Origin of the sequence: Arcobacter venerupis (genome assembly GCF_013201665.1) — a bacterium.
In the GTDB taxonomy this organism is placed as follows: domain Bacteria; phylum Campylobacterota; class Campylobacteria; order Campylobacterales; family Arcobacteraceae; genus Aliarcobacter; species Aliarcobacter venerupis.
In genome coordinates, this window is sequence record NZ_CP053840.1 from 2,791,855 (window position 1) to 2,804,647 (window position 12,793).

At 27.5% G+C, this 12,793-nt stretch carries 13 protein-coding genes; 6 read left to right on the forward strand and 7 right to left on the reverse strand.

Annotated elements, in window-relative coordinates:
• Positions 1–8: 8 nt before the first annotated feature.
• Together nadC and nadA are read right to left on the reverse strand one after the other, a co-directional pair.
• Positions 9–830 (reverse strand): carboxylating nicotinate-nucleotide diphosphorylase, encoded by an 822-nt coding sequence (gene nadC / locus AVENP_RS13850; RefSeq protein ID WP_128359970.1) that lies wholly within the window; start codon positions 828–830, stop codon positions 9–11.
• Entirely contained in the window at positions 827–1,816 is a 990-nt protein-coding gene (nadA, locus tag AVENP_RS13855; RefSeq protein WP_128359971.1) for a quinolinate synthase NadA, read from the reverse strand. Before nadA ends, nadC begins: the two co-directional genes overlap by 4 nt.
• Positions 1,817–1,905: 89 nt before the next feature.
• Here nadA and plsY point away from each other — a divergent pair, with 89 nt between their 5' ends.
• The 6 genes from plsY (at position 1,906) to prfB (ending at position 7,650) form a co-directional block, all read left to right on the forward strand.
• Entirely contained in the window at positions 1,906–2,529 is a 624-nt protein-coding gene (plsY, locus tag AVENP_RS13860; protein ID WP_128359972.1) for a glycerol-3-phosphate 1-O-acyltransferase PlsY, read from the forward strand.
• Entirely contained in the window at positions 2,526–2,837 is a 312-nt protein-coding gene (locus tag AVENP_RS13865) for a dihydroneopterin aldolase (protein WP_128359973.1), read from the forward strand. The genes plsY and AVENP_RS13865 overlap by 4 nt, the downstream gene beginning before the upstream one ends.
• A gap of 243 nt (positions 2,838–3,080) precedes the next feature.
• Positions 3,081–4,322: a major outer membrane protein gene (locus AVENP_RS13870; protein ID WP_128359974.1), complete on the forward strand. Its 1,242-nt coding sequence runs from the start codon at positions 3,081–3,083 to the stop codon at positions 4,320–4,322.
• Positions 4,323–4,471: 149 nt separating this feature from the next.
• Positions 4,472–5,098, forward strand: coding sequence for a c-type cytochrome (locus AVENP_RS13875; protein ID WP_128359975.1), 627 nt, complete (start codon positions 4,472–4,474; stop codon positions 5,096–5,098).
• A gap of 145 nt (positions 5,099–5,243) precedes the next feature.
• On the forward strand, positions 5,244–6,419 hold the full coding sequence (locus AVENP_RS13880; RefSeq protein WP_128359976.1) for a major outer membrane protein: 1,176 nt from the start codon (positions 5,244–5,246) through the stop codon (positions 6,417–6,419).
• A gap of 136 nt (positions 6,420–6,555) precedes the next feature.
• On the forward strand, positions 6,556–7,650 hold the full coding sequence (gene prfB, locus AVENP_RS13885) for a peptide chain release factor 2 (protein WP_128359977.1): 1,095 nt from the start codon (positions 6,556–6,558) through the stop codon (positions 7,648–7,650).
• Positions 7,651–7,665: 15 nt separating this feature from the next.
• Here prfB and AVENP_RS13890 read toward each other — a convergent pair whose 3' ends face one another.
• From AVENP_RS13890 to AVENP_RS13910, 5 genes are read right to left on the reverse strand one after another with little or no spacing between them, the layout of a single operon-like run.
• Complete coding sequence (locus AVENP_RS13890; RefSeq protein ID WP_128359978.1) at positions 7,666–8,544, reverse strand: HlyD family secretion protein; 879 nt, start codon at positions 8,542–8,544, stop codon at positions 7,666–7,668.
• Positions 8,545–8,556: 12 nt separating this feature from the next.
• On the reverse strand, positions 8,557–8,757 hold the full coding sequence (locus tag AVENP_RS13895; RefSeq protein ID WP_128359979.1) for a DUF1656 domain-containing protein: 201 nt from the start codon (positions 8,755–8,757) through the stop codon (positions 8,557–8,559).
• Positions 8,758–8,762: 5 nt separating this feature from the next.
• Complete coding sequence (locus AVENP_RS13900) at positions 8,763–10,877, reverse strand: FUSC family protein (protein ID WP_128359980.1); 2,115 nt, start codon at positions 10,875–10,877, stop codon at positions 8,763–8,765.
• Positions 10,864–12,294 carry a TolC family protein gene (locus tag AVENP_RS13905; protein ID WP_172664323.1) on the reverse strand — a complete coding sequence of 477 codons (1,431 nt, stop codon included), beginning with the start codon at positions 12,292–12,294 and terminating at the stop codon, positions 10,864–10,866. Before AVENP_RS13905 ends, AVENP_RS13900 begins: the two co-directional genes overlap by 14 nt.
• A complete protein-coding gene (locus AVENP_RS13910; protein WP_172664324.1) occupies positions 12,294–12,728 on the reverse strand; it encodes a MarR family winged helix-turn-helix transcriptional regulator in 435 nt (144 codons plus the stop codon). The genes AVENP_RS13905 and AVENP_RS13910 overlap by 1 nt, the downstream gene beginning before the upstream one ends.
• Between the last annotated feature and the right edge of the window lie 65 nt (positions 12,729–12,793).

Genomic DNA, 12,793 nt, shown 5'->3' on the forward strand with positions numbered 1-12,793 from the left:
ATCAAATCCTAATCAAACTTCATAGAGAAATCAAGCCAAGTTGCTTGGTGAATTATACTTCCACTACTAATTGCATCAACACCAGTTGAAGCATAGTTTCTAATAGTTTCTAAATTTATATTTCCACTTGCTTCCAATAAAATATGTGGATAATTTTCATTTCTAAAAACTACAACCTCTTTTATTTGCTCTATAGTCATATTATCACACATAATAATATCAGCACCAGCATGCATTGCTTCTTTTACTTGGTCTAAAGTTTCACACTCTATTTCGATTTTTGTAACCCAAGAAATTCTTTTTCTTGCTTTTTTTACAAACTCTTCAAGATTATCAATAGTTCTTAAGTGTGTATCTTTTAACATTAAACAATCATCAAGTCCAAGTCTATGATTTATCGCACCACCAACTCTTGAGGCATATTTTTCAAAATCTCTAAGTTGTGGTCTTGTTTTTCTAGTATCTAGTAAAACTACACCTGTTCCTTCCATAAGCTTTGCATATTTATTTGCCATAGTTGCAATTCCAGATGCATGTTGAAGCATATTTAAAAAAGTTCGCTCAGAAGACAATAAGATTGAGGCTTTCCCCTCAAGTTCAGCAATCACATCTCCAGCTTTTATCTCATCACCATCATTTTTCAAAAATTTACAATCAAATTTCTCAGTTCTTGCTAATACTTTTGCATATTGAACACCTGCTAAAATACCATCAGATTTACAAATAGCACGTGCAGTAAATCGTCCTTTTGGAGCAACATCGAAGAATAAATCTCCTCTACCATTATCTTCAATAATGGCATTTTTAACAAACTTTTTTATATTAATCATACTTCAAACATCCTTTCAAGGGCAACTTTAGCCCATTTAGCAGTTTCTGCTGATACAAATATTTCATTCTCTTTTAATATATTATCATCTTTAATTGATTTCAAAGTATTATAAACATCTTCCAATGTTGTCTCGTTCATTGTAGGGCATTCAGGTTTTGTAGAGCTTAAAATATAAGTATTTTTTTGTCTTAATCTATTTACCATATTAAATTCAGTTCCAACAGCTATTTTTTGCTCAATAGGTAATTCTTTTATATATGCAATTAATTGAGAAGTTGAACCTACAAAATCAGCAGCATCGCAAACACTTGGATCACATTCTGGATGAACTGCTATTAAAATATCTGGATATTTATTTCTATAAAATTCAATATCTTCTACAGAAAATTGTTGATGAACTGAACAAAAACCATTATAACAGATAATATCTGCTTCTTTTAAATCAGTACCATCTCCAACAATTGCAGATTTTAGATTTAATGATTTAGCAAAATTTTGCCCTAGACATCTATCAGGAACAAAAAATATCTTTTTACCAGATTTCAAACCTTTTTCTATGATTTTATAAGCATTTGATGACGTACAAACCATTCCAGCCATTTGCCCAACTTTTGCTTTAACTGCTGCACTTGAATTTATATATGTAATTGGTAAAATATTTTCATTAGGAATTCCAGCATCATTTATTTTTTTTAAATTTTGCTCAAAATATCCCTCATCAATCATTCTAGCCATTGCACAACATGCAATTTTTGGCATAAGTACTGTTTTCTCTGGACTCATAACTTTTACACTCTCACCCATAAAACCAACACCACAAAATACCACAAACTTGGAATCTGTAAGCATTACTTTTTTTGCAAGTTCTAATGAATCACCTGTTATATCAGCTAATTCAAATACCTCGTCTCTTTGGTAAAAGTGTGCAACAAGAGTTACATCTAACTCTTCTTTTAATTTTAGTATTTCTTCTTTTAAATTCAAAATAAACCTTCACATCTTTATTAAATGTGAATATAACAAAACTTTAGTTATAATCTCATTTAATCACACACTTTATACAAGGGTAATATATGGATTTTATCACAAATACAAATATTTTATTTTTTCTTGCAGCTTATTTAATAGGTTCTATTCCTTTTGGTTCAATTTTAGCTAAAACATTTGCAGGAGTTGATATTACAACAGCTGGAAGTAAATCAATTGGAGCTACAAATGTTCTAAGAGTTGTAAAAGAAACTAATCCTAAATTAGCAAAAAAATTAGGAATTGCAACAGTTTTACTTGATGCTTTAAAAGGTGCAGTTGTATTACTCGTAGCTCTATATTATGGAGTTAGTGACTCAACGCTTTGGGGAGTTGCAATTTTAGCTGTTTTAGGTCACTGTTATTCTATTTATCTAGGATTAGAAGGTGGGAAAGGCGTTGCAACTGGACTTGGTGTTTATTTAGTACTTATTCCAATACCAACACTTATTGGTGCTCTTGTTTGGATAGTTTGTGCAAAAGTTTTAAAAATTTCATCTTTATCATCACTTTTAGGATTAATTGCGGTAATAATAAGTGCAAGTTTTTTAAATAATGGATTAAATGTAGGTTCAAATGTGCCTATGTATATTATTGCTTTTATAATAATCTATAAACATATTCCAAATATTTTAAGAATTATAAAAGGTGAAGAGAAAAAAGTTATATGAAAATTGAAATTACTGATTTAACATTTAAATGTATAATAGGAATTTTAGACTTCGAACGAATCAAAAAACAAAAAGTCATAATAAATATATCTTTTGAGTATGAATATTCAAAAGATTTATTTATTGACTACTCACATATTTCAAATCTTGTAAAAGCAACGATGAAAGAACAAAAGTTCTTACTTTTAGAAGATGCAATTTTACATCTTGAATCATTACTACTTAATAGTTACAAAATAGATACACTAAAAATCAAGATTTCTAAGCCAAATATACTCAAAAATTGTATTGTTAGTCTGAATAACTAAATAATAAACAAGACAAAAAAGCTCCTAAAATAGCATTAATCAAGCATTAACTATGTGTTAATTAAAAACTAACTTAAATTAACGCTTAATTAACACTCAAAACCTCATTTTAAGAAAACTTTAAAATTTAGTGCTGTAGAATGGCCACAACGGTATGTCGGAAAAGGTTTAAGGCAATAGTCTTAGATGAGTTCGCGCGCTCCGATAGACTGAAAACAAGATTTCGAAATTTTAGGAGAACAAATGAAAAAAATCGCAAAATTAAGTTTAGTAGCAGCTGTTGCAGTTGCTGGGTTAACTACGGCTAATGCTCAACCATTAGAAGAAGCAATCAAAAATGTAGACGTATCTGGTTCTGTTGTTTATAGATATAATGACTATAGTAATGATACTTCGGATACTTCTTCTCAAACAAATAACTATAAAATTGGTTTAAATTTAGCTTCTAAAGTAAATGAAGATGTAAAATTAAATACAAGATTTATTGTTGGAAGAGCTGCAAATGCAGGATTTGCTCAATTAGGTAATGCATCTGGTGATGATGTTAATAAAGATACAAATGCTGATGTTTCATTATCAAATGTTTATTTTGGATACACAGGTATTCAAAACACTACTGTTAATGTTGGGAAACAAGGTTTAACAACTCCTTGGACTGTTGCTATTGACTCTGATAATAATGAGCAAAATGGTACTGGAATTTTAGCTCTTTCAACTGTTGGTCCAGTTACTTTAGCAGGTGCATACTTTAATCAAACTAATTTAGATGCTTCTACAGATGCAAAAATTAGTACTTTAAATGGAACTGGAACTCCTTCAGAACAAAATGCTGGCGGAAACTTTGCAGGTGTATTGGATGGGGATGAAGATGTTGCAACAGTAGGAGCAATCGTTGCTGCTGGACCTGTTACAATTGATGCTTGGTACTTAGATTTACAAGATACTTTTGATACATACACTGTAGGAGCAAAAGCAGATTTAGATTTAGATGGTATTAAATTAGGTGCGGATGCAAGATTTGCATCATTAACTCTTGATGATGATTTTTTTGGAATAGGAACAGATAATTCTATTGCAAAAATTGCTTTAACTGCAAAAGCAGGTATTGTTAATGCAAAAGTTGTTTATGCAACTACTGATAAAGATGGTGGGTTAACTGCATTAGATAATGATGCTGTAACTACTGTAAATGGTTGGAATACAACTGTAAATGGTAAAGCTGATGCTGATTACTGGCAAACAACTTTAGGTGTAGATATTTTATCTAACTTAAATTTATCAGCTAACTACAATAATTTACAATATGTAAATGGTGCAGATGCTGATATGACTGAAGAAGAGTTATATGCTCAATTAGTATATAAAATGAGTAAAAACTTATCTACTTATGTTAGATATGGAACTTATACTAAAGATAATGACACAACTAACACTGAAGTTAATGATGATGTTAGAGGAAGATTACAAGTTGAATATACATTCTAATATTTTTAGAGTATAAAACTTTTATTTTCAAGGCTAGAGATTTTATCTCTAGCCTTTTTTTATTTCTAAATTGTAATCATTTTTAATCTTATTCTAAATATTTAATCTTATTATGCTAAAATCTACAAAATTAAAAAAAGGATTTAATCTTGAAAAAAGCGATTCTTTCAACAATAATACTATTGGGTTCATCTTCACTTTTTGCTGATACTACAATGTGTTTTAAAGAAAATCACCAATCAATGAGTACTATTGAAAACACTGCACTTGACGGTGGTCTTTGTAATGGAAAATTTACAGTAAATGACATGAAAGCAAAAGGTTGGAATGTAGATGATATAAAAATATCACAATCACCAAATGGTATGAATTTTATATATATTCTAAAAACTGCAACAACTGAAGTTTCTTCTAATTTCACAGGAAATCAAGCTCAAATGGAAGCTAATATTTTAGCAAAACTTGAAAAGAAGAAAGTTGCTGAAGAAAAAGCAAAAGTTGAAAAAGAGTTAAAAGATGCAACAATTCTTGCACAAGAACTTTATACAACTAAATGTCAAACATGTCATGGAACAAATGGTGAAAAAAGAGCTTACAATACTTCAAGACCACTAAAAGATTTATCACTTGAAGATATGCAAGAATCAATCAAAAACTATAAAGTTGGTAATGTTAATTCAATGAATGCAAATATTATGACTCCCTATGCAAACTTTTTAGATCATAATGAGATAAAAGGTATTCATGCTTATTTAAAGTCAATAAATAACAAATAAACAAATTCTACTAATATTTTTTAATTCTGAGGTATAAACTTCAGAATTAATTATTAACTATACAACTAATCCTAAATTTATAAGTAAGTTATAAGTAATTTTCCGATAATTTTATAAAACATTAAAATAAAAAAGGATTCAAAAAATGAAAATAACAAAATTAAGTTTAGCAACTGCGATTGCGATTGGTAGTATTACATGTGCAAATGCTCAACCATTAGAAGAAGCAATAAAAAATGTTGAAGTATCAGGATCTGTAGCTTATAGATATAATGACTATGAAGAAAATAATAGCTCAGTAAAAGGTGATTCATCAACTTCAAATCTTTATAAAGCGGCTATAAATATCGGTACTAAAGTAAATGATGATGTTAAATTTAACTCAAGATTTATCGCAGGAAATAAAGCTAATGCTGGTGAAGTTTCATTAAATACTCAAGCTGATAGTGATTCTAACGTAGATATATTCTTATCAGAAGTTAATTTTTCATATACAGGTGTTCAAAATACTATAATTACTCTTGGTAAACAAGCAGTTGTAACTCCATTTACTATTTCTAGAGATTCAATTGGTAATGAATCAACTGGTACAGGTGTAGTTGCGGCGACTCATTATGGAGATTTAGTTTCATTAACTGGTGGATACTTTAATCAAACTAATTTTGATAATAATGATGGTCATGCATTAGATACAATAGGTATTGATGGTTCAGAAAGTTTTTATTATGTAACTGGAACTTTAGCATATGCAGGAGCAACTTTAGATGCATCATATGCTGATTTACAAGATGAATTTGATGCATATTCTATTGGATTAACAGGTAACTATGATATTGCTGATTTAAAGTTAAATCCTTATGCTAGATATTCATCTTTAGATTTAGATTCTTCAGATGATAAAAATAGCTTGTGGAAAACAGGTATTCAAGCTAACTTAGGTATTTTTGGTGCTTATTTAGCATATGGACAAACTGATAAAGAAGGTGGAACTGTTGGTCTTGATGATAGTTCTGATGCAGGAATGGATGACCACTGGAGAGTTACATTATCAGGTATAAGTGATGCTTCTGCAATTTATGCATCTGTTGATGCACAAGTTACTGAAAAAGTAAATGTTGCATTAAAATATAGTGGTATTGATGTTGGAGCAAATTCAAATGATTTAGATCAAAATGAAATCTATGTTCAAACTAAATATAAAATGAGTAGTAATTTATCAACATATTTAAGACTTGGTCAATTAGAAAAAACTAATTACTATGGTACTAATGATGATTTAAAATCAAATATGGGAAGACTACACGTAGAATATTCTTTCTAATCTAAAAGTTTATTTTACAAAAAAATTAAAAAGCTCAAAGTTTCTTTGAGCTTTTTTTATATCTAACTCAAAAGCTTCCTAACCAACTTTTATACATATTTTATGTATAATGCCTTTTTTTAAAGGATTACACTAAATGGATGCATACGAATATTCAGAACTATTAAAACTTTTAAACACTAAACTTAAAAATATCAAAGGTATTTTAAAACCTGATGATTTAAACAAAAGATTAGATGAAATTAAAGAAGAAGAATCAGCACAAGACTTTTGGAATAATATAGAAAATGCTACAAAAATCGGTATTGAGAAAAATAGAATTTTAGGAAAATTAAGTAAATATAATAAAGCAAATGATTCTTTAAAAGGAACAAATGAACTTTATGAGATGGCAAGTGATGAAAAAGATGAAGATACTTTTGAAATGCTTTATGATGAAGCACCTGAACTTGAAAAATTAATTAAATCAACTGAAATTTCGGTAATGCTATCTAATCCTGATGATGCTTCAAATGCAATTGTATCTATTCATCCAGGAGCTGGTGGAACTGAATCGCAAGATTGGGCATCAATTTTATATAGAATGTATTTAAGATGGGCTGAAAGAAATGATTTTAAAATAGAACTACTTGATTATCAAAATGGTGATGAAGCTGGAATCAAAGATGTTTCTTTTATCATCAAAGGTGAAAATGCTTATGGATATATGAAAGCTGAAAATGGTATTCATAGACTTGTTAGAATCTCTCCATTTGACTCAAATGCAAAAAGACATACTTCATTTTCATCGGTAATGGTGAGTCCAGAAGTTGATGACAATATTGATATTGTAATTGAAGATAAAGATATTAGAATTGATACATACAGAGCAAGTGGAGCTGGTGGGCAACATGTTAATAAAACAGAATCAGCTATTAGAATCACACATATTGCTACAAATATTGTAGTTCAATGTCAAAATGACAGATCTCAACACAAAAATAAAGCAAGTGCAATGAAAATGCTAAAATCAAGACTATACGAACTTGAACTTGAAAAACAACAAGCAACAAAAGATGGTGTTGAAAAAAGTGATAATGGCTGGGGACATCAAATTAGATCTTATGTACTTCAACCATATCAACAAGTAAAAGATAGTAGAAGTAATATTGGTTATTCAAATGTTGATGCTATTTTAGATGGTGATATTACAAAAATTATTGAAGATGTTTTAATCGCAACTGCAAAATAAATAGTGATGTTATCACTATTTATTTTGTATTATTTTGATAGTACAAGTCACACCAGCTCTTAATATAAACCCCTCTGGAACTTCATCAATATGAATTCTTACTGGAATTCTCTGAGCTAACCTCACCCAAGTAAAAGATGGATTTACATTTGCTAAAAGTCTTTTTCCAAAATCATTATCCCTATCCGTTATTCCATTTGCAATACTTTCCACATGACCTTTTATAATAAAATCTGTTCCAAGAGGCTGAATATTTGCAATATCACCCTCTTTTATAAGAGGGATTTTATGTTCTTCGAAATATCCATAAATCCAAAAAGAATTATTAATAATTAGAGCTAGACTATTTTCACCTTTATTTATATAATCTCCATTTTTTAAAACTAAATTCGTAACCCAACCATCTTCACTAGCTTTTACACTTGAACGCTCTAAATTTAATTTTGCAATATTTAATTCAACTAAAGCTTTATCATAATTTGCTTTTGCAATTTCTAATTGATAGGTAGCAGTTTCATGTTCTTCTTTTGAAATAACATCATTATTTACTTTAAATCTTCTATCAAACTGTTTTTTCTTCATTTGATATTCAGATTTTTGGATTTCAAAAAGTGTTGCATATTTTGCAACATCTTCTAAAAATCTTTTTTTATCAATTTGAAAAATCAACTCACCTTTTTTTACAAGTTGATTGTCTTTTACATAAACTTTTTCAACTAAACCACTAACATCAGGAGAAATCATAATTGTATCTGCACGAATACGTCCATCTCTTGTCCATGGATTATTCATATAGTTATGCCAAAGTTTTAGTGCTAAAAAAATTGCAATTACAACTATAAAAAACGTAATTACAAATTTAATAAATTTAATTAATTTACTATTTTTATTCATTATTATATTTCCTTATTTATAAATCAAAAGTGATGTAGCAGCAAAAAGTGCTACAAAAAGTGCTGTTCTAAACAATCCTGGATGCCAAACATAATTATAAACTCCAAGATCAGCTAAAATTCTATTTATCAAAATTTGAACAATACCTACTATTATAAAAATTACTACCATTGTTGGTATTTCATTTCCTAACAATGTAACAACTAAATTCATCTTATTTATCCTTTTGAGGGTAGTGATATTTTATTTAACATAAGAGTATAAATCAAAGAAATCTCAACTAAAATATTTTGCATAATTTTTTGTTCAATAGCTGATTTATATACTCTATTTTTTTCTAATTCTATAAACTCTTCTCTAATCTTAAAAAAGATTTTTTCTTTTTTCTTTTCATCTTTTAAAGAAAAATAATCTTTAATTGAATTTAAAATTTCATAAACAAATTTTGGTTGATTGTCTTTTTTAAACTCTTTTAATAAATTTTTTATATCTATGATTGCCCTAGCTATTTCAATACTTGAAAGTAACCATTGAAAGATTAAAATATTTGATTGAGGATTTAATCTTCCTTGAGTTGAAAAATGTTGAATCAAATCTAAACCACGACTTTCTAAAACTACTCTTCTTAAATCCTTCTTCTCATTGATTAATTTTATTATTCTATTTACTAAAAGATTTGATACTCTTCTTTTTGTCCAAGATTCAGACCAAGAATTTACAAGTTCATAAGCAACACCAGCAACTATAATTCCTATCAAAGAAGCAATACTTGTTTCAAAATAAGTAATATAATCCATACTATAATATAAATTCATCGAACAAACAGTAATAATAATAAAAATAAATCCAAATGCAAATAATCCTCTTTGAGGTGAAGTTCCAAGCCATGCAGCTATTGCAAAAACAGGTGCCATTACAAAACAAAAAGTTGGTATATCACTAACATAAGTTGGTATTAAATAAAAATTATAAATTCCCGCTACAAAAAAAGATAAAATTGAACCTTTTAAAAAACTTTTACTTGCATCTATTGGATTTGGATTAGAACTAAACATAAGAGTGGTTGCAACAGCTGAGATAATCGCAAAAGGAGCATAACCCCAAGCTGTAATTATCCAAAATATTGTCATAACTATTAAAACAACTACTGCTCTAAATGAGGCTAAAAGTACAAGTAAATTATCAGTATAAGTTGAAAATTTTAATGATTGAGTAACTACTTCAGCTTCTTCATTTCTTAACTTACTATTCAAAAATGATATATATGTTTTTGTATATTGTGAAAATTCATCAAAAAATCGTACTACTAAAAAGGATGATGAATTAAAATCATTTTGTAAATCAAAATCTAAATCTTTGAATTTTTCTTTTTTTAAAACTATTCTCTCTTTTATTTTTATTTTTGTTGTTTCAAGTTCACTTACTATATTTTCAACATTATGTTCAAATAAACTATCAGAATATTTTTCCAAAAAAGTTTTTATTGGTTCATAAATCTCTTGCAATGATAAAATTACATTTTTCTCTATTTTTTCATTATTGGAAATACTATTTATGATATTTTTTAAAGAGTGAAAAGTAACGGATAAATGCATAAATTCAGAATTTAATCTTTGATAATACATCTTATCTTTTTTATTTATATTACTTTCAAATATACTATTTACTCTAAGAGCATCTGAACCTAAAATATTTTTTGAAAAATTTGAAGTACTATTTTCTTTACTAAAAATATTATTTGTATCTAAAATCGATAAAAAAATATTTTTATATCTTTGTTTTTCACTTGCAAATAGTGTATCTGATAATTTTTTTGGAAACACAACTTCACTTATTACACTAGCACTTAATAAACCAACTACAACTTCTGAAAATCTTTCAATTGCAAAGCCGTAAACACTTAAAGGGTTATGAATATTTGGTAAAACAATTAAGGCAACAGTATAACCAGAGAGAACAAATCCATAAGAGATAAAGTTTCTATATTTAAATCCTGCTGCTGCACAAATTGCTATCCAAATAGTAAAAAACCCCATAAACCAAACTCTATCTTGAGAAAAGGCAGAAGTTAAAACTAAAGAGATAATAAATCCTATAGTTGTACCTAAAAATCTATAAAAACTTTTTGAAAAAACCATTCCACTATACATTTGCATTACTATAAAAACAGTAAATACAGAAGTTTGTGGACTTGAAAGATTTAGAAACATAGATACACTCATTGCAATCAATGCAGAAATAGTCAATTTAACAACATAAACAATAATTGTTAAATCACTATTTATCCACTCTTGCAAAGCAAGTTTTAAAATGCCAAATTTAACCTTTGACATTTTTTAAATTCTCTTCTTTAAAACCACCACCAATTGATTTTATTAATTCTAACTCTAGTTTTGAATGACTCTCTAATAATTCCATTTCTACAATATGAATCATTAAACTATTAATTTTTGAATCAAAATAAAAAATTTTGTCATTTAATCCTATCTGAAATCTTTTATTTGCAATTTTTTCATTTAATTCAACAGATTTTTGCTCTTCATTATGCATTCTTATCTGCAAATTTTTATATTCTATTTTATTTAATACACCTATAACTTCATTTACTGCTTTATTAACAATATCATTATACTCATAGATTGAACTATTATATTCAACTACTTTTTCATCTAAATTAGCTGCTCTTTTCCCCCAGTCAAAAATTGGTAAATCAACTGCAAATCCAACAGATGGTACACTTGAAGCTTTTGATAAAAAATCATTTGATAAGAAAGAAGTAAATCCTAATACTCCTGACAAATTAATATTTGGATAAAACTTTGTAGCTGCTACATTAATATTTTCATCATTACTTAAAACTATATATTTCTGAATTATAACATCAGCTCTATTTGATAATAAATTTAAATTAATATCTTTAGGAATTGATAGATTAGTTGAACTATTTACATTTGGTTTTTTCAAGTTTTGGGCAAATGATGGTAAAAATCCACCCAAAATACAAATACTTGCTTTTTGGCCTTTGATTATCTCTTCAATAGAATATATATTATATTTTATTTGAGAAATTTGAGCTTTTTTGTTATTTAATGAAACTTCATCAGCTAATCCGATATCGTATTTTTCTTTTAACAATTTTGATTCATTATCTAATATTTTTGCAATCTCTTCTAAAATCTCTACTTTTTTTTCATTAAAATTCCATGATAAATAAAGTTGCGTTATAGCTAAAGATAAATCTAATTTACTTTGTTCAATAAATGCCAATTGGGCATAAGCTCTATTCTTTACAGATTTAATTTTTGATTTCCGTTCATCCCAAAAATCAAATTTATAATCAAGTGTTGTTCCTACATGATAAGTTGTGAATTCGCCACCACCAAGAGGAGCTGGAAATATATGGTTTTCACTAAATCTCTGTCTTGTTACATCTGATTCAAAAGAGATATTAGGTAAATTCTCTGATTCAACTGATTTAATTATTGCATTTGCTTTTTCATATCTTTGTTTTATACTTTTTAATGAATTTGATTCTTCTAAAGCTTTTGTTATAATTAAATTTAGTTGTAAGTCTTGAAAAGATTCCCACCATTTAATAGTTAATTCATCTTTACTCTTATATTCTTTGATTATTTTTAATTCATCCGATATCTTTGACTCATCATTTTTTTCTATTTTATTAATTTTAGGAACACAAGCTATTAAAATAAAACTGCAAAAAATGATATAAATAAAACTCTTTATCTGCATCATTTATCTTTGTTTAAATTGTAATAAATTTTATCTAAAATATATAAAAACTCTTTTTTCTGAGTCTCAGAAATTCCATCTAAAATTCTTTTTTCTAGCTCTTTTGCAATTATTATTAATTTATTTTCTAGTTCAATACCCTCTTTTGTTATTGCTATTAAATATGCTCTACGGTCATTTTCTTTTGCTTGTCTAATTATTAATTTTTTTGATTCAAGTTTATCAAGAATAAGTGTTAAAGCAGATTGTTTGTGATTTGTCTCAATTGCTAAATCTTTTTGAGTCATTTTATCTTTTTCACATAATTTTAATAATACAACAAATTGAGTTGTTGTTATTTCATATGGTAAAAGTGCAATTTCCATCTCACTTTTTATACTATTTCTAACTTTTGCAACTTTTATTCCAAGATACTCTTCTAATGTATAATTCATTTGAAAACCTTTTTTCATTTTTTTGAATGTATCATATCATTAATTAATATATTATTAACATGTTA

What these genes read in the sequence shown, in the direction of transcription:
- nadC (WP_128359970.1), bottom strand. Translation starts at nt 830, where the DNA reads ATGATTAATATAAAAAAGTTTGTTAAAAATGCCATTATTGAAGATAAT.
- plsY (WP_128359972.1), top strand. Translation starts at nt 1,906, where the DNA reads ATGGATTTTATCACAAATACAAATATTTTATTTTTTCTTGCAGCTTAT.
- AVENP_RS13865 (WP_128359973.1), top strand. Translation starts at nt 2,526, where the DNA reads ATGAAAATTGAAATTACTGATTTAACATTTAAATGTATAATAGGAATT.
- AVENP_RS13870 (WP_128359974.1), top strand. Translation starts at nt 3,081, where the DNA reads ATGAAAAAAATCGCAAAATTAAGTTTAGTAGCAGCTGTTGCAGTTGCT.
- AVENP_RS13880 (WP_128359976.1), top strand. Translation starts at nt 5,244, where the DNA reads ATGAAAATAACAAAATTAAGTTTAGCAACTGCGATTGCGATTGGTAGT.
- prfB (WP_128359977.1), top strand. Translation starts at nt 6,556, where the DNA reads ATGGATGCATACGAATATTCAGAACTATTAAAACTTTTAAACACTAAA.
- AVENP_RS13890 (WP_128359978.1), bottom strand. Translation starts at nt 8,544, where the DNA reads ATGAATAAAAATAGTAAATTAATTAAATTTATTAAATTTGTAATTACG.
- AVENP_RS13895 (WP_128359979.1), bottom strand. Translation starts at nt 8,757, where the DNA reads ATGAATTTAGTTGTTACATTGTTAGGAAATGAAATACCAACAATGGTA.
- AVENP_RS13900 (WP_128359980.1), bottom strand. Translation starts at nt 10,877, where the DNA reads ATGTCAAAGGTTAAATTTGGCATTTTAAAACTTGCTTTGCAAGAGTGG.
- AVENP_RS13905 (WP_172664323.1), bottom strand. Translation starts at nt 12,294, where the DNA reads ATGCAGATAAAGAGTTTTATTTATATCATTTTTTGCAGTTTTATTTTA.
- AVENP_RS13910 (WP_172664324.1), bottom strand. Translation starts at nt 12,728, where the DNA reads ATGAATTATACATTAGAAGAGTATCTTGGAATAAAAGTTGCAAAAGTT.